Source organism: Paenibacillus oryzisoli, from assembly GCF_050467285.1.
GTDB classification, from domain to species: Bacteria; Bacillota; Bacilli; order Paenibacillales; family NBRC-103111; genus Paenibacillus_E; species Paenibacillus_E oryzisoli_A.
On record NZ_JBCMUN010000006.1, the window covers coordinates 16,952 to 35,092 of the forward strand.

An 18,141-nucleotide genomic window follows, 5' to 3' on the forward strand; every position below is an offset into this window, starting at 1 on the left:
GGTTATAACGGGAAATCTACTATACAAGCAGAGGAGAGAATTTGGTATGACTGAAGCAAACGATAACAACGACAATATTGTAAAAAATGGTGTTCATCACTTTACCTCCAGTGATCACTATGTAGAGCCAACAGACCCTGTTATCCTGCAGCAGTTGGAAAAGTTTCGCGACCATAAGCTCGGACTTATGATTCATTGGGCTCCGGGCAGCCAGCTTGGCATCTACGAATCGTGGTGCATGAGTGATGACAGCGCTCACTGGTCGAAAAAAGACGTCGATTGGACCGACGATATGAACGTGTTCAGAGAGCAGTACAAAAACATGTACAAATCATTTAATCCGATTCGGTTCCAGCCGGACGTGTGGGCTGATGTGGCTGCCAGCAACGGGTTTAAGTATCTATTGTTTACGACCAAGCATCACGACGGCTTCTGCATGTGGGACACGCAAACAACAGACTACAAAATAACGAATGAAAGCTGCCCTTATCGTTCACAAGCTCATGCAGATATTTGCAGAGGGTTGTTCGACGCTTTTAGAAGCAAAGGACTTGCGATTCACGCTTACTTCTCCAAGCCGGACTGGGCCAGTCCCTATTATTGGTCGCCGGATTTCAGCAAAGCGGATGGGCGTACACAGCGGAACGTAAATTACGATGTTGCCGAGCATCCTGCGCTGTGGGAGAAGTTCGTTAAGGCGTCTCATGATCAAATCACAGAATTAATGACGGACTATGGCAAAATCGATGCTTTATGGCTCGATGGGGGCTGGGTTAGACCGGATAACAAGGGACAAGACATCCGGATTGGTGAAATCGTTGAACGCATACGTTCAACGACACAACCGCATCTGCTCGCAGTTGATCGAACGGTTGGCGGTGCTTATGAAAATATCATTACACCGGAACAAACGATACCGGAGGAACCGCTCTCAGTGCCTTGGGAAAGCTGTGTGACCTTGGGATCTCGGTTTTCCTTCTCTTACGAAGAAGAGTTCAAAAAGCCAAGAGACATCGTCCACCTGCTGATCCAGGTAATTGCCAAAGGCGGGAATTTGGCGCTCAACATTGCACCCCAGCCGGACGGCAGACTTCCTGCCAAGGGGATTCAGGTTTTAAAAGAACTCGGTGCTTTCCTGGAGGTAAACGGTGAAGCCGTTTATGGAACTCGCGCATGCTCGCCTTATTTGACAGACAGTGTGGCCTACACGAAAAAAGGCAATCACATCTATGTCTTTTATCTGTATCCGAATGACGAAGCGGAGCCACTCAACCACCTGGAGATCCCCTTGGCCAGTGATGTGCAAGCGGTACATCTGCTAGGCAGCGATGATCCGATTCGTGTGGATCGACGAGCGAGCGACTCCATCATCTTGCATGTTCCTCCGCGATCAACTGGAAAGGCCCCTTACGCGGATGTTTTTCGCATAGAGCTGGCATAAAGCAGCTCACTCACATGCAGCAACCGTTAGCCAGCTGCTTTTTTGCCCAGAACAAGATCTGCACACTGCTCAAATATTGCAAATGGATCAGCAGAAACGGCGTGTTTCGAGGGCTAGACGGCTCTCCGAATCGTATTTCGTAAATTCTGCACAAGCACAGAAATTATGCTCATTTACTGGCCGGGCAAGCATGAGTTAGATTTGGATAGGTAAAGACAACTTGCTGTTGTACAACTGAGAGGAGTTGGTTCATATTGGAGATTCCATACGAAGCAGTCAAAATGAAGCAGGGAAAAACAAAGGTATTCGGTAAGCGCTTCACTAGAATGAAGCGGAACTATCAGTTATACCTGTTTGTGTTACCGATGCTTGTTTACCTCATTATTTTCAAATACATACCGATGTACGGTGTGCAGATTGCCTTTAAAGACTTCAATCCGATAAGTGGTATATGGGGCAGCGAGTGGATCGGGTTCGAACATTTCACAAGATTTTTCCGATCTTCGGAAATTGGTCTTATTTTGAAAAACACGATTCTAATTAACGTCTTTAATCTGGTTATCGGTTTTCCAGTGCCGATCATGCTTGCGCTAATGCTCAATCAGCTCATCAATGTCCGATTCAAGAAATTTGTGCAGACGGTGATTTACGCGCCTCACTTTATTTCGACGGTTGTCATTGTCGGCATGCTGCAAGTCTTTCTTTCACCGAGATCGGGTGTTGTCAACACGGTTGTGAAAGCATTAGGATTCGAACCGATCTTTTTCATGGCGATGCCGGAGCTGTTTAAAGGTCTCTACGTGTTCTCGGAAATTTGGCAAAATGCTGGATGGGGGACGATCGTTTACATCGCGGCCCTTGCATCGACTAGCCCTGAGCTGCATGAGTCTGCACTGGTAGACGGCGCATCGAAGTTTCAACGAATCCGTTATATTGATATCCCGGGCATTATGCCGACGGCAATCATTTTGTTAATTCTCGAATCGGGAAGAATGATGAGTCTCGGTTTCGAAAAAGTGTATTTAATGCAAAACAATCTGAACAGAGGTGCGTCGGAAGTTATCTCTACTTATGTATATAAAGTGGGCATTACACAGGCAGATTTCAGTTATGCAACCGCTGTCGGATTGTTCGAGGCTGTGGTAAGTTTTATTATTTTAATGAGCGTTAATCAATTTGCCAAGAAAGTTTCCAACACATCATTATGGTAATTCAGAGAGTAGGGGTTAAAGGATGAATGCAATGTCTAGAAGCAAGTCCGATCGCGTGCTGGATTTTAGCATCTACTGTATTCTTGCGATTGTGCTTGTCGTAGTGATATACCCGCTTTACTTTGTGATCATCGCTTCAATCAGCGATCCGACCTATGTCAATTCCGGTCAAATGACACTGTGGCCTAAAGGCTTGAATTTCAATGGCTATGTCCGGATTTTTCAGGATCATAGTATCCTGACAGGTTACCGGAATTCAATTATATATACGGTAGTGGGCACCGCAATCAGTCTGCTCTTCACCCTTCCGGCCGCCTATGCGCTATCGAGGAAAGATCTTGATGGCAAGAATATCATCATGTATCTGGTTACCTTTACGATGTTTTTCAGCGGCGGATTAGTCCCGACATTTCTGCTCATCAAGCAATTGGGCATGTACAATACGATATGGTCCCTCGTGCTGCCGGGAGCAGTAGGTCCTTATAACCTCATTATTGCTAGGAGTTTCTTTCAGAATACGATACCGGATGAATTGCGGGAAGCGGCGGAAATCGATGGCTGCAGCAATCTTACCTTCTTTGTGCGAATGGTTGTGCCGCTGTCTGCTGCGATAATTTCCATCATGGTGCTGTTCTACGGGGTCGGTTACTGGAATGCTTTCTTTAACGCTCTGATCTATATCAAGGATAAAGATATGTATCCGCTTCAATTGGTTCTGCGAAACATTCTGATTGTCAACCAAGTATCGATGGATATGATGGGGGATGTTGATCAAGCAGCCAAGCAGCAAGAAATTGCCGGCCTAATCCGGTATGGCGTCATCATTATCGCGGCGCTTCCACTTCTGGTTCTCTATCCGTTTCTGCAGCGGTATTTTGTCAAGGGCGTCATGATTGGCGCTGTCAAAGGGTGACTTAGCTCGGTGTTAATAGGGAAACCTATTCTACATACAAAATAAATGATGAGGGGTGTGCTTTCTATGAAATTAAACAAATGGGTTCGAGGAGCTGTAGTAGGGACAATGACGGCTTCTTTACTTGCGGGTTGCTCCGCGACGAAGGATAACGGAGAAACAGGGAGCGTCAAGGATACGAAATCCGCCGACGGCAAAGAAATGGTTGGAAATATGTATACAACTGGACTGCCGATCGTAAAGGATAAGGTCACGTTGAAAATGATCGGTATTCAAGCAGCTGGCTCTGCTGAGTTTGCTGACATGCCCTTCTTCAAGCAATTGGAAGAGAAAACGAATGTGCATATCGAATGGGAGAACTATCCCGCTCAAAGCTATGTCGATAAAAAAAATCTGCTGCTTGCAGCTAACGAGGTGCCTGACGCGTTCTTCGGCTCAAGCGCTTTCACGATGGACGACGCCAATAAATATGGCTCCAAGGGAACCGTTATCCCATTGGATGATTTGATCAGCAAGTATGCGCCTAACTACCAGGCGGCCTTGAAGAAAATGCCGCTTCTTGGAGGCTTGAGCACTGCATTCGACGGCAAGAAATATACGATGGGCACGGTCATTGAGCAGGAAGTGCGGAATTATCCGGACAATTTGTATATCAACAAGAAATGGTTGGATAAGTTAGGGTTGAAAGTTCCAACGACGATTGATGAGTATTATGCGGTTTTGAAAGCGTTCAAAGAAGGCGATCCGAATGGGAATGGAAAAAATGATGAAATTCCATTCACGTTCACCAAGTGGAATCACATCAATGGATACGGTTCCTTCTTCGGTGCTTTCGGGCGGGTTGACGTCTTTAACGGTTCAGATGTAACGCCATATGATCATATCGTGGTTGAGAACAATAAGCTTGTATTGACAGCGGATAAGCCGGAGTACAAGGAAGCCCTCAAAAATCTGTCCAGATTTTTCAAGGACGGTTTGTTTGACAAAGAAGGCTTTACACAAGATCAGAACCAGTATACGGCCAAATTGCAGGATCCGACCGGCGTTGTAGGCTCGTTTTATGCCTGGTCGTCCACAGCAGCTTCACCCAAGACACAACAAGATTATATCGCGATTGCACCGCTTAAAGGGCCTGATGGCAAAGAAGCGGTTGTGAAGAAGCGGAACAATAACATTAACGTGATGGGCTCCGGGTTTGCAATCAGCAGCAAAAACAAATATCCGGAAATTACGATGAGATGGGTTGACGAATTCTATAACCAGCTCACCAGTGTGGAGTCACAATTCGGCCCGGTCGGCGTCGGTTTGAAAGATAAAGGAAACAATACTTACGATTATGTTACGGAAGCGCCTGACGGTACGCAGTATGTTGATATGTGGAAAAAATACGGTCCTCAGGATAATGCGCCTAAGTTCATTCCGAAGGAATTTTTCGGTAAGGTGATCCCTGTGAATCCTGCGGATCAAGAGAAATCAGACAATATCAGCAAGTATTACGCCAAGGCCAAGCAGAATGACACACTGCCGCTTATGAACTTCACAGCCGATGAAATCAAAACCAATGCGAGCATCGGGATGGATATTGGAAATTTCGTAAAAGACAAGCAAACCGCTTGGTTATTGAATGGTGGTGTGGAAGAAGGCTGGGACGATTATATCGCGAAACTGAAGCAGCTGAAGATTGACGATTTTATGAAGAGCATGCAGACGGCGTATGATCGGAGTATCGGTGCTGCAAAATAGATTGGCATAACTGAGAACGGAATAGAAGTTGCATCACAAGCGTGCTTCTATTCTGTTTTTCATTGAAAAGAAAGCGCTTACTTTATTGGCGCTTAGTAAGGTGAGATTGATTTTCATTTTGGGAGGTAAGGGAATGACGACTAGATTCATGCAAAAGCTATCTATCGTTGTTGTAATGGTCATGTTTTTACAATTACTGAGCAGTTTGCTGCTAGAGATTCCGCATACGCAGGCGGCTTCGTATCGATACGACCCGAATACAGGCAAATATTTGGAGAGCGTTCCGCTGCCGGGTGCGGATTTCAATGAGTTATCACCGAGCGATGATAATATACATATAAAGAGCGATCCGCTGCTTAATTTTGGAGCGGACGATACATCTGCGCCGGTCAACAAGCTTATCGTCACTTCCGGCGGCATCTCCGATGCAAGCGGCGTAATCGATGTGGCGCAAGCAGTCTACGAGTCGGGTCAATCGTATGATGGGACCGGCTACTTGCAGTTCGGCAAAGTAAATGCCACTGGCGGAGGTCCGATTAACGTCATCTATAAGGTCGATGGACTCGACAAGAATGCTACGTACCGACTCAGCGCTGTCATGCGATCAGGCGGTGGAGGGGCTTTTCAGTTCGGCGTCAAGAGTTTCGATGCCCTGAACTATACCACAGGAAGCAGTCAAATGCTAAAATCTGCCGATATGGGCTTGTCTACGGCCGAGTGGAAAGAAATCTCACTAGAATTTACGCCGACGCAAGCGATTGATCCGCACGTCAAAATCGCTTTTTGGGCGAATGCAGGAAGTACGACAAAACCACTCGTTTATGTGGATCATATTCGTCTGGAAAAAGTGCTGGATACAGAGCCACCTGCGCCAACTCCTACGCCTACTCCTGGCCAAGAGGCCAATCCTAATGCGGTCATGAGCGTCGACTTTGAAAATGTAACTGAAGCCGTATATACGGATCCAGCGAAGACAGATGGCTTCATTAGCACCGATGGAAACGCGGAAATAACGAATGCGGATAAAAAATCAGGTGTTTACTCACTTAAGCTTGGGAAAAGCAGTTCATTGCCCGCCACGGTCCGTTACGTCAAGACAGGGCTGCAGCCTTCCACGGCATACCGTATTGTGTTTTCGGCTAAGGTTGCGAATACAAGTAATAAATTAAGCTTTCGCATTTCTGGTTACCGCAATAATAATCCGAACGATAGGCAAGACATCATGAACTACATCGAGCACACGCAGATCCAGAATTCGGACTGGTCGACGTTTCATTACGATTTTGAAACGGGAGCAGGCATAGATCGGGCGTATATCGAGTTCAATACGGCCGCAGGCAGCACAGCTTTTATCGATGATGTGAGCATGGAGATAAGAGGAACCGGGGACGTGCCATTGACGGCTTCAAAGCTTTCGAGGGGCAGCGAGCTTTTTATCAAACAAGGGCTGCAAATTCAATCGTGGACCGCTACAGATGAGGCGTATGCACTTAAGTCGTGGCAGAAGTATCCGTCCGGAGCGGCGATAAAGGATTTGGGGCTTACAGCCGTGCAGTATCATGATGCTCCCGAATACAACTCTGAAATTCACAAAGAAGTGCCTGATTTGAAATGGGGAATTGCATTTGGGCCGTATGCAAGTCATTTATCGTCCTCGTATTTCGAAAGCGATGCGATCAAGAAGTTCGATTCCGGCAAGGTAGGGTCCCCGACGCAAGATGAGCAGGACAATGGCTTTCTAACCGCTGAACAATTGGCGAATAAGGATAATTTAGTTAACGTGGGCTTTGGCGACGAGGAAAATTATTCAGATACGTTGACGCAGATCATTAAGGATTGGTTTGATGTGTCTAAAAAGCAGTATCCCGATGTGCTCGTGCATCATAACGAAGTCGGCAATACACCAACACCCGAAATGAGCATGATTTCGACGTTTAACGAAGACATGCTGCGCAAATACGTAAGGACGGCTAAGCCCGATTTCATTACGTATGACATGTATTACTGGCGGGAATCACGGCAATCGCAGGAGGTTGGAGGTACCGTTATCCCCTTCTATGACGATTTGAATCGTTATCGGAAGATCGCTGCGGAGGGCTATGACGGTTCTGGGAAATCTCCGATTCCGTTCGGTAAATATATGCAGGCATGGAGAACGGGGCCGGGGGCGGCCACGCCGGAGAAGCGGGGAGACGGCTGGTATGAAATGACGGAATCCCAAATTAATCTGGAGGCATTCTCCAACTGGACGTTCGGTGCGAAATGGCTGAGCATGTTTGCCTGGCTTGACCAGAATCCGGCCTATATCTTCAATGATTACCGGATGGATGAGAACGGAAACATCAATAAGTACTATACGTTTGATTTGTATAAAGAAATGGTGAGACAAAGTAAAAACTTGGGTGAGCATTTGATTCGAATTAATAGTACCGATGTCAGAATCGTGCCTGGACAGCATTTGTCCAATGGTACAGCAGTGTCGAACGCTCGTCCCGCCGGCAATCCCGCGTGGAGCAAAGCGGGCGATCAAGCTTTTATCGACAGCATCGATGTTAAGAACATCGGAGTCGCGAACAACGGACTGAACGGCGATGTGTTTATCGGATATTTCGATCCGCTTCCGGGCATCGATACCACACAATTTTTTACTTCGACGGCACCTAAATATTTCATGATATTGAATGGTTTGACCAGCGGCGAAGGGCTCCCGGCAGAGGAACAGAAGGGCTCCAGTAATGAAACGAGACAGCAAATCAAGGTAACCTTCGATTTGAGCAGCGGCATCGATCCAGGCAAATTGCGTAAGGTGAGTCGATTAAACGGCGAGATTGTTAAAGTACCCCTAACAGACCGTGGAAACGGCAAATATGAGATGACGCTGGAGATTGGCGGCGGCATGGCGGATCTGTACTTCTGGGAATTGGGGACGATGAACGCAGCGAACAGTTATCAAGCGGGTGTTGAAGATGCGCAGGATGTCAGACTGACAGGCGATCCCCAATATGCCAAGAAGCCAGCGCGTGATTTGAACGGAAAAACGGTTACGATCGGCTGGATCCAAGGAACGACGAGTCCGGTTCCGCAGCCATACAACAATATCGGCTTTGCCTACACGAAGGATGCTTCGGGCAATTTGAATCCGATGAAAGCGGGAGATATCGGCGCTTATTTCTCCCGGGATTATGAGCTTGAGTTATGGAACCGGCGTGTGGCAAGAATACAGAAGGACAATCATGTCACGTTAAAGTTCGTACCTGATCTGAACTGGACAAAAGAGCAGTTGATGACGAACATTGCGAAAGTGAAGTCAGGAGAAACTGTCGCTGATATGCCCGATATTCTAGTCGTGCCTGATGAATGGACGTGGTCGGGGCTGGTAAAGGCGAATATGATCGTACCCGCCAGTTCCTTCGAGGAATTCGACTTTACCGAAAGAAAATGGAACAAAGCTTATATGGCAATGAGCTCTCTAAGTAATAACATTTACGGGATGTATGCCGGGCCAACCTTATCCAGCACGGGGATGTTTGCTAATAAAACAGCCTTAGCGGCGGTTGGCGCAGCCGATGATCTCGCAGCGCTTCAGCAAAACAACGGATGGAACTGGAGTAAGCTGAAAGAGATCGGCGAGAAACTTAAAAACGCAGGACAGAGCGGAAAATACTTGCTTGCGGATACGGATGGATTGTTTAGGCAAATGTTAGCGTCGAACGAGGCTGATCTGGTTAATCTGAACAAGGCCGTGAATGGTGACGTGCAGATCAACAACGCCAACTTTATGGATGCGGTGGAGCTGTATCATTATTTGTACCAAGACGGGCTTATTGCCGAGAAGCCGGAAGGGGCGACAGACGATTGGTATCTCGAGCAATTCCGTAAAGGCAATCTGTTATTTATGGTCATGCCGTATAACCAGACAGTCGAGCGTTTACAGATAGCGGACAAGACGCAAGAAGCAACGGTGACGATGCAGGACGGTACGTTCCTCGGACAGCCTGCTAAAGTGCCGGTCATTACGGATGTGCGGGATATCGCGATTCCAGCAGGAGATTACACCATGAGCAAAGAAAGTTGGGTCGATTTAATGTTTCCTATGGGGCCAAAAGCGACGGGTTACACATCGATCATCGACCAGCCTTCGTATCCGGTTATGCTGGCTTCGGCGCAAGACCCTTCAGATGCAGCTTATGTATGGAATGAACTGAATGCGGAGTTTACAGGCGTAGCGTACAACCGGTTTCTAAAGACGTATTTAAATCAGCGTACAGCCGATCTGAATACACTGCAGCGAATCGGGCTGAAGGAAGGCGTTGCGGATACTGCAACAGCATCAGGGGTATGGCAGGCGGCGATTAAGCCAAGGTTACTGCCGGCATTGAAGGATGGAACCGTCAACAGTCAGTTGGTGAATGAAGTAAATCTGTTTGCAACTGCCTATTTGCAGGAGCATGCGGTGAATACGGCAGAGACTTCTACACCGGAAACACCGCCAAGTCCGTCAACGCCGACGACTGTACCCGCTCAGGTATCGGTCGATGCGAATAACGTGCCTGTCGATGCTAACGGAACGGCGAGTGTGAAAATTGGGGAAGACGTGTTGCAGCAAGCACTTCAGAATATGCATAACCAAACGCTCGAAATCGTCGTGAAGACGACGGGAATCGCTAAGGAGGTGCTCGTTGCCCTTCCGGCGCAGCAGCTTCGCGCTATTGTCGAACATGGCGTCAGCACCGTCCGAATCCATACAGGTCTGGCTACCGTATCTCTTTCATCTGAGTTGCTTAATACGCATATGGGAAGTATGTCGTCGTCTATCCAGCTTGTCGTATCCAAGATCGATGTTGGCGTGCTGTCGGAGGATTTGCAGCGGAAAATAGGAGGAAATACGATACTTGATTTTCAATTGAGCTTAGATGATAAGCGCATCAGCACATTTAATGACTCGCGCTCAGTAGCGGTCTCTGTCCCGTATACGTTGACGAAGGGGGAAGTTCCCGAACGAATCGTCGCGTACTATGTGAACGACGAAGGAAAGCTTGAGGTCGTTAAGAACGGGGTATATCATGCTGCTACCGGACAGGTTGCTTTTAGTCCCAGCCATTTCAGTAAATATGTGGTGATGCCAGTTGCCGCTTCCTTCAATGATTTGGACAGTGTACCTTGGGCGAAAGCAGCCATAGAAGGACTAGCAGCAAGGGAAGTAATAAGCGGCGTGTCCGAAGGGGAATTCCGACCGGACGATATTGTCACACGGGCGCAATTCATCCATATGCTGATGAATGGCTTCAGTTTATCGAATGAGCATACGAATACGAACGCTGCCTTCAACGATGTACAGGCGGATTCGTGGTACTCGGCTTCCATTGGAAGGGCATTACAGCTCGGCATTGTACAAGGCAAAGCAGATGGCAGCTTTGGCGTGAATGAAGCAATCAGCCGGCAGGATATGGCTGTACTCGTCTACAGAATGGCCAAATTCTTGAATCTTACCCTCAAGTCGTCAACGGATGCGGCTTTGTTCGCGGACCGTGCGCAGATTGCTGACTATGCCATCGAAGCCGTGGCCCTTTTGCAGCAAAATGGCGTCTTAAACGGTGTAAAAGAAGGCACGTTTGCTCCAACGGCCGTCAGCACTCGAGCGCAAGCTGCGGTCATCGTAAGCAGGGTGTTGGCTATGATGAATCCATAAAGCGATTGTAGGTTCAAAAAGGTAGAGGCCGCCTGTACGTCATGGAAATGACGAAACGGGCGGCCTCCTTTTCGTTAGATGGTTCTGAGGTCAGTTATGATTCGAACTTGATAAGGTTTCAGGCAAAGGGTTCCTTCGACCGGCTCCTTATTCCAAATATCTGTCATTGCGTGCGGGAGTGTGATCGCTGTTTCTGCACCGGAGCCATTCAGAATAAATATGTATTTCGTCCCGTCAGCACTTTGCCGCATCGAGACTTCTACGGCATCAGGAGGCACTGCGCCAAGGAGAGGGGATATACCGATCTCCTGACAAAGGAAACTGATCAAATCCTTGTAAAATTTCTCCTCGGCAAATGTGGCAATAAACCAGACGCGGCCTTCGTCAACAGTATGGCTCGTCACAGCAGCCGAGCCTTCGAACCATTGATCGACGAACTCGCCTGCCGTTTGGGCGCTTGTCGGTACAATTAACTCGTGAAACATTCCGCAGGCATATGTACGCTCCCGCCAGCGAAATTTCACGCTGTTCTCTGACCCTGAAGTAGCGGTCTCCGCTGTTGTGGAGCCAATCAATTGGATCATCCCGAGGTGCAGGCGTTCCGGGTAATACACGGCATCGGCATTTTTGATGCCACTCATCGGATGAAACACGATGACGCCTCCGGCGGAGGCATACTGCTGCAGTTTCGCTACGAGTTCATCGTCGACAATGGCCAGCATCGGAACAAGGAGCAGCTTGTATGCCGAAAAATCGCCGCTTCGTCCGACGGCATCGCAGTTGAAACCTAGCTTGCGCACCGTTTGGTAGAGGGTGTTGCAGGTCTGCACATATAACTGGTTATCGCCCATCCAACCGGATGGCTCCTCCACATGCCAGCGGCACGGGTAATCATAGAGGATGGCGATATCGCTGACAACCTGAGAACCCCCTATGACTGGCGATAGTTGTTGAAGACGTTCCCCGATGCTGGAGCACTCATCGTACAGTCGGGTCGGCTTACCGTCATAGTCGGTTAAGGCGCCGTGATTTTGCTCACAACCGAATGGGAACTGTTTCCAGGGGAAATAAAAAACACCGTCTGCACCATTCGCGATGGTGTGCATCGTTAATCGTTCCAGTTCGCCGGGCGCAGGTGTATTGTTGCTTGCCCCTGGGATCGCATGCCCTCCGTTTCGCAGCTCGTAGACATGAAACGGCGCCTTCTTGCAACCGCGGTTGACTGCCAAACCAAACGCAAGCGCACGGGAGTTATCTCCGTAAGGCGGGTAATAGTTCGTTCCAGTTATGTCCAGATGTCTCGCCATTTCAAAGTAGTCGGTACGGTTGTTCCAAAGCATCTGATTGTTTGTCGTTACATATTGGCTGCCGCTGCTTAGGAAGGGACGGATGGCTTCGGACAGCAAGCGGGTAATGTCCACATTGCAATCACTGCGAAATTGACGCCAGGATTGTACAAAGGACGGATTGTAGTCGGCTTTGGTTATGCGGGGCGTAGGTATTTGACCGAAATGGTCAACTTCCATCCCCCAGAAAACGGTCCCCCATGCGCGATTTAGCTGATCCACTTCACCATATCGATGTTCCAGCCATTGCTGCCATTTGCTTGTGCAAATGGCACAGTGACAGTCGGGTTCATCACCGATTTCGTTATCGAGATGCCAGCCGATGACGCGGGGATCACTGCCGTAACGCGCAGCTAATGCGGACGCGAGCTGATGGGACTTCTCCCTGAGAAGCGGGTGATTGATGCAAAAGGTATACCGGCTGGCATATGCCAGCCGATGTCCCTCCTTCGTCTCAATCATCAGTGCAGGGTCCTGTTCCGCGAGCCACGCCGGTATCGTACGCAGAGGCGGGCAGAGTACGAGGCCAATTGAATAAACGCTGGCCAATTCGAGAAAAGCGTCCAACCATCGGAAATCATAACTGCCCGGGACAGGCTCAAATCGCTTCCATGCAAATTCGCCTACCCGCATTGCGTTCATTCCAGCTTTCGCCATTAAGCGCAAATCTTCTGCCCAGCGGGTGGCTTCACGTTGCTCAGGGTAATAACATGTTCCATATAACATTTTGAATGTATCCTTCCTTCTGTTGTTTGGGTTCTGGTAAAATGTTATAATAATAAAGGATTATTTGGAATCGTATGTTTTGAAAATATATATAACAAATTGAATATAATCGAGGGAGGGATGGGGATTTGCCTGTTCGAACAATTCGTTTCTTGCCGCCCCCAACCGACCGAATGCCCTTGTATGTGCATACGGTCGGCTATAATAAACAAAGCCATATGATTAGGCCTGACGGATTTTCAACGGTTCAGCTCCTCTTCGTTCGAGGTGGACAGGGACGGGTTCATCTTTTTGGCAAGGAAATTTTCCTCTTCGGGCCGTATCAATACATGCTCATGCCTGCCAATCTGCCTCATGAATACTATCCGATATCGGAAGAGCCTTGGGAGGTTGGATACGTCTCGTTCGCAGGCGAAAAAATGGGGCAGCTACTGGAGCATTTTGAAATGGAAGCTTGCCAGCTAAAGAGTCTGACCGAGGCGGACCTGGTCTGGGAGCATTTGGATCGCATCTGGATGATCGGCGATGTGAATGAAGCAGGCGCGGAGTGGGAAGCGGCCCGGTCATTATACAGCTTGTTCGTAGACCTGAATCGGATGCAGGCAGTCGAAAGGAAAACCGAACATGCGCTGGATGCATCCCTGAACACGTCTCCCGCGGGGGCTGACGTTGTCAACCAGGCGGTGCTGTACTTGAATGAGCACTATAATGAAAATGTGACGCTCTCCAACGTTGCCTCTTCGCTCGGATACACGCATCAATATTTGAACCGCCTTTTTCACAAAGCCTACGGGATCAGCATGCTGCAATATGTTCAAAAAATTCGGCTGGATAAAGCAATAGGTCTGATGAGCTCGCATGAGGGCATTACCGTCAAGGATATTGCTGCACGTATTGGAATGGAAACGAACTATTTCATCCGGATGTTTCGCAAGACGACAGGCATGACGCCCGATCTGTACAGGAAGACTGGCGTACCGAAAGCTCGATAGTTCGGGAGAGGACTTGGCCTAATGATAAACAATCTAATTGGCTTGAAGGTGTTCGATGTCAAAAGAGTGCAGTATCAATCCCGGGTGATTTGTGATTATATGCAATCCTGCTATACCGTATCCTTCATCAAAAAGGGGGAAATCATGACAACGCGTGATGGCAAGGAGTATGCGGCCCGATCGGGGGATGTCATGATCCACGGGCCTAACGCTCCGTTTAGTGTGATTGCACGGACGGAAGGGATCCACTATTTCTTCAATATTGACTTACATGTGCTTGAGGATGATGATTTTTTTCGGGTTTGCCTGCTCGATAAAGTGATTAAGCTGCGGGACCCCTTGCTATACGAGAGCAAGTTCGATGAGTTAAGAAGCATTTGGCTGCAGGAAGACGGTGAGGCGCGAGTTATTCAAGCCAGCTTCCTGGTCTTTTTTTTACTACATGAGATTATCGAGAGTTCGAAGATCGGAGAAAGGCGTCTTGCTCAGGATCCTTACGAAATAGACCGTTTTAATAAAGCGCTTCATTACATGGAGCAGCGATTGGATGTCCCGATAACCCGGGAGGAATTGGCTCATCTGTACCACATGAACCCCGTTTACTTTGGCCGTGCTTTTCAAAAGATTTACGGAATTACCCCCATACAGATGCATCAGAAGCTGCGCTTGCTGCAAGCCAAAAAAATGCTTGAAAATCCAGGAAATACAATGGAGCATATCGCACAAAAATGCGGTTATTACGATGCTGCGCATTTTAATCGAGCATTTCGCAAGGTCTTTGACGTATCCCCGAATCAGTATAGGAAAAGTATCATTCATACAAAAACAAGCGTCGTCTTTACATGGCAGGATACTTAAGATTCAATTATGATAAGTATCAAAAAGAAGCAGGAGTGATGATGAATGAATATCCTATATCTAGACTTGGACTCGCTGCGTCCCGATCATCTCGGCTGTTACGGTTACCATCGCAACACTTCTCCACATATTGACTCGATTGCGAAAGATGGTGTTCGCTTCACCAATTATTATTGTTCGGACGCCCCCTGTGCGCCCTCCCGGACGGCGCTGATGTCCGGAAGGTTCGGCATTCACAATGGCGTCGTTGGACATGGGGGGACGGCGGCGGATATGCGGCACGAAGGCGTCAGCCGAGGCTTCAGCGACCGCTTGGGCAAGGAAAGTCTGCCGGGCATGCTGCGTAAGCTAGGATATAAAACGGCGTCAATCAGCACGTTCTCCGAGCGCCATTCTTTATGGACTTTTAATGCGGGATTTAACGAAGTGTTCAATAACGGGCATAAGGGACATGAAGCGGCTGAGGACGTGCTTCCGATCGCGCTGAAGTGGCTGGAGGACAATGCTGGAAAAGAGAACTGGTTTCTGCATTTGAATTTCTGGGATCCGCATACGCCTTATCGGACACCGGATGAGTTTGGCAACCCTTTTGAACATGAACCGATGCCAGCTTGGATTACCGAGGAAGTATTTGCACAGCATAAACAGAAGCAGGGCCAACACAGCATCGAGGATATGAATAAGCTGGCTCTGTCCCATTATTACAAGCATCAGCGCCACAGCAAGCAGATTGAACAGTACAACGATTTGCGGGTCATCCTCGATAATTACGATACGGCGATTCGTTATATGGACGCGCACATTGGACAAGTGATCGGGAAGCTGGAAGAACTCGGTCTTATGGAAGACACCGCAATTTTGATTAGCGCCGATCATGCGGAAAATATGGGTGAACTGGGCATTTATTCGGAGCATGGAACGGCCGATCAAGGCACTTGCCACATACCAATGATTATTCGTTGGCCTAACGGCGGCGTTCAGGGAATCGCCGACGATGGATTGCACTATCAGATTGATCTCGCTCCAACGCTGGCTCAGCTTCTTGGAGCTCCGGCATCGGATTACTGGGATGGGACAAGTTATGCGGCAACGATCACAGAAGGCGCTTCGACGGGCAGAGATTATCTTGTCCTGTCGCAATGCGCGCATGTGTGCCAGCGCAGCGTAAGGTTCGAGAATTGGCTTTATATTCGCAGCTATCATGACGGGCATCACGGATTTCCGAAGGAGATGCTCTTCGATCTGGAGAACGATCCGTACGAACAGAAGAATTTAGCGAACGAAAAGCGCGAGATTTGTATGCAAGCCGTCTACTTGCTTAATGAATGGCATGATGAAATGATGTCGACCATGGAGCATGATAACGATCCTTTATGGACGGTCATGAAAGAAGGCGGTCCCTTGCATGCAAGAGAATATTTGGAATGGCAAAATAAATGAAAACGAATAAGAGCAGGACGCCGCGGCGTCCTGCTCTTATTCATTATGGCGAGGATTACTGGAAGACGGCAGCGGTAAAGTAAGAATAACTTCCGTACCGAGCCCAGCAACGCTGTGGATTTTGACGCCGTAAGGCTTTCCATGTTTCAGCCAGAGCCGATTATGGACATTTCGAATGCCGATGTGCTTGTTGAGGGAAACCTCGTTCGTATTTAACATCTGGGTCAATTGTGACAACCGATCGGGTTCGATGCCCACCCCGTTGTCCGTCACGACAATCTCCAGGTTTTCTTCGCTGTTGACATACGCATTTAAGATAATTCGCCCTTTCTTGGAACTTGCCTCCAAGCCGTGGCTCAGGGCATTTTCAACGAGGGGTTGTATGCTCATCTTGGGAATCGTCGCTGAAAGGATGTCAGGCGGGCAATATTGCTCGAATGAGATTTTCCCTGGAAATCTGCCTTGATGAATGTTGACAAACGCTTTGACGACATTCAATTCTTCTTCCAAGCGGACTTCGATCGCGCCTTGCATGCTGTATCGCATGATCCGGCTGAGTGAATTTGTCATTTCATAAATCTCTTTAACGCCTCTAACAAGGGAGATGCCCTTGATGGCGTCCAGTGTATTGCTTAGGAAATGTGGATTAATCTGACTTTGCAAATAGGAAAATTCGGCGCGCTGTTTCTCAAGTTCTGCTTGATAAAGTTGCGTCTTCGTCTGCACAAGGTTATCCGTCAAATGGTTGATGCGTTCCAGCATCGTATTGAATTCATGGGAGATGACTTCAATTTCCGCATACCCTTCCAGCGAAACCTTGGCATGCAAGACATTGAGATCGCCGCCCTTTACCCTCTTCATGAAAGATATTAATTTGGCTAAAGGCTTTAAAATGTTCATCATAACCGTAATATACGGAATGGCAATCACAAGGAATGTGACGACGAGCAATATATAGCTTGCCTTCTTCAACTGTTCCAGTTTTTGAGTAAGGCTGCTGATCGGAACGGCGATGATAATGGCACCGTCAATCTCTGGCAGGTTGAAGGACTGAATAGAGCTTCGTTTACCTGCTAACGTTTCAATTGAGGAGTGGTTACCAATACCGCGTAACCTTTCAAGCTGACTATCATCCAACTGAGTATAAGGATCGGCATTGGTATATACGATGCCATCGGGATCCAGCATGTAAATACTAGTTCCCTTCAGCTGAGGGTAATTTTGCAATTCGGTTTGTATCGAACTTGCATCTAAAGCGACCATGATATAACCGATCTTAGTTCCGTAGATCTGTTTATTGCCTGTATAGAAAACGTTCATGCCAAATAGAACCATATCCCGATTATTGGCGGGAGTTGCTTTGCGGAAACCAGAGTAATGGACCTCGCCGTCGCTCCCGATATCTTCCTTCGTTTCGATGGCATATTGAATGTTGCCGGCCAGAGAGGTATATTTGCCTGCCTCGCTGATAAGTACGATATCGAGGATATCTCTGTTGGTATTTTTCAATACGCCCATCAAGCTTTCGATCTTTTTGGAGAGTTCATAGATGCTCAGGCTGTCGCTTTCCGTTAAAAAGCTTTGTACGGTTTGCTCGTAACCGATATTCGTCATCAAGCTGGATATATCTGTATAGTTTTTGGAGATGCGCTGCTTGATCAAGGAGACGAGCTCCGTATTATATTGGTTATGCTGTTCGACAATCATAGCGCTTGATTGCCAATACACCATTCCGATGATAACGGGGATCATGGTGATGATAATGACCCCGATGAGCAGTGC

Annotated in this window: 10 protein-coding genes; 8 read left to right on the forward strand and 2 right to left on the reverse strand. The window is 48.0% G+C overall.

Annotated features, from left to right (window positions below; all coding sequences use genetic code 11):
* Window positions 1–46 precede the first annotated feature (46 nt).
* The 5 genes from ABE504_RS09240 (at window position 47) to ABE504_RS09260 (ending at window position 10,997) form a co-directional block, all read left to right on the forward strand.
* Window positions 47–1,441, forward strand: a complete 1,395-nt coding sequence (locus ABE504_RS09240) for an alpha-L-fucosidase (protein WP_430087455.1) — start codon at window positions 47–49, stop codon at window positions 1,439–1,441.
* Between the two features lie 281 nt (window positions 1,442–1,722).
* On the forward strand, window positions 1,723–2,652 hold the full coding sequence (locus ABE504_RS09245; protein ID WP_430088666.1) for an ABC transporter permease: 930 nt from the start codon (window positions 1,723–1,725) through the stop codon (window positions 2,650–2,652).
* A gap of 22 nt (window positions 2,653–2,674) precedes the next feature.
* Window positions 2,675–3,565 carry a carbohydrate ABC transporter permease gene (locus tag ABE504_RS09250; RefSeq protein ID WP_430087457.1) on the forward strand — a complete coding sequence of 297 codons (891 nt, stop codon included), beginning with the start codon at window positions 2,675–2,677 and terminating at the stop codon, window positions 3,563–3,565.
* Window positions 3,566–3,631: 66 nt separating this feature from the next.
* Window positions 3,632–5,308, forward strand: coding sequence for a hypothetical protein (locus ABE504_RS09255; RefSeq protein ID WP_430087459.1), 1,677 nt, complete (start codon window positions 3,632–3,634; stop codon window positions 5,306–5,308).
* Between the two features lie 133 nt (window positions 5,309–5,441).
* Window positions 5,442–10,997 carry an S-layer homology domain-containing protein gene (locus ABE504_RS09260; protein ID WP_430087461.1) on the forward strand — a complete coding sequence of 1,852 codons (5,556 nt, stop codon included), beginning with the start codon at window positions 5,442–5,444 and terminating at the stop codon, window positions 10,995–10,997.
* A 74-nt stretch (window positions 10,998–11,071) separates the two neighbouring features.
* Here ABE504_RS09260 and ABE504_RS09265 read toward each other — a convergent pair whose 3' ends face one another.
* A complete protein-coding gene (locus tag ABE504_RS09265; protein WP_430087463.1) occupies window positions 11,072–13,069 on the reverse strand; it encodes a beta-galactosidase in 1,998 nt (665 codons plus the stop codon).
* A 128-nt stretch (window positions 13,070–13,197) separates the two neighbouring features.
* Between ABE504_RS09265 and ABE504_RS09270 the strand changes: the two genes are divergently transcribed.
* The 3 genes from ABE504_RS09270 to ABE504_RS09280 all read left to right on the forward strand — a co-directional run bounded on the left by ABE504_RS09270 (window position 13,198) and on the right by ABE504_RS09280 (window position 16,359).
* Complete coding sequence (locus ABE504_RS09270; RefSeq protein ID WP_430087464.1) at window positions 13,198–14,061, forward strand: AraC family transcriptional regulator; 864 nt, start codon at window positions 13,198–13,200, stop codon at window positions 14,059–14,061.
* Window positions 14,062–14,205: 144 nt separating this feature from the next.
* Window positions 14,206–14,919, forward strand: coding sequence for a helix-turn-helix domain-containing protein (locus ABE504_RS09275; protein WP_430087466.1), 714 nt, complete (start codon window positions 14,206–14,208; stop codon window positions 14,917–14,919).
* A gap of 45 nt (window positions 14,920–14,964) precedes the next feature.
* Window positions 14,965–16,359 (forward strand): sulfatase family protein, encoded by a 1,395-nt coding sequence (locus tag ABE504_RS09280; protein WP_430087468.1) that lies wholly within the window; start codon window positions 14,965–14,967, stop codon window positions 16,357–16,359.
* Window positions 16,360–16,395: 36 nt separating this feature from the next.
* Here ABE504_RS09280 and ABE504_RS09285 read toward each other — a convergent pair whose 3' ends face one another.
* Complete coding sequence (locus ABE504_RS09285) at window positions 16,396–18,021, reverse strand: sensor histidine kinase (RefSeq protein ID WP_430087470.1); 1,626 nt, start codon at window positions 18,019–18,021, stop codon at window positions 16,396–16,398.
* Between the last annotated feature and the right edge of the window lie 120 nt (window positions 18,022–18,141).

Bases quoted from the DNA above. Each gene is read 5' to 3' on its own strand.
- ABE504_RS09240 (WP_430087455.1), top strand. From the start codon at position 47: ATGACTGAAGCAAACGATAACAACGACAATATTGTAAAAAATGGTGTT.
- ABE504_RS09245 (WP_430088666.1), top strand. From the start codon at position 1,723: ATGAAGCAGGGAAAAACAAAGGTATTCGGTAAGCGCTTCACTAGAATG.
- ABE504_RS09250 (WP_430087457.1), top strand. From the start codon at position 2,675: ATGAATGCAATGTCTAGAAGCAAGTCCGATCGCGTGCTGGATTTTAGC.
- ABE504_RS09255 (WP_430087459.1), top strand. From the start codon at position 3,632: ATGAAATTAAACAAATGGGTTCGAGGAGCTGTAGTAGGGACAATGACG.
- ABE504_RS09260 (WP_430087461.1), top strand. From the start codon at position 5,442: ATGACGACTAGATTCATGCAAAAGCTATCTATCGTTGTTGTAATGGTC.
- ABE504_RS09265 (WP_430087463.1), bottom strand. From the start codon at position 13,069: ATGTTATATGGAACATGTTATTACCCTGAGCAACGTGAAGCCACCCGC.
- ABE504_RS09275 (WP_430087466.1), top strand. From the start codon at position 14,206: ATGACAACGCGTGATGGCAAGGAGTATGCGGCCCGATCGGGGGATGTC.
- ABE504_RS09280 (WP_430087468.1), top strand. From the start codon at position 14,965: ATGAATATCCTATATCTAGACTTGGACTCGCTGCGTCCCGATCATCTC.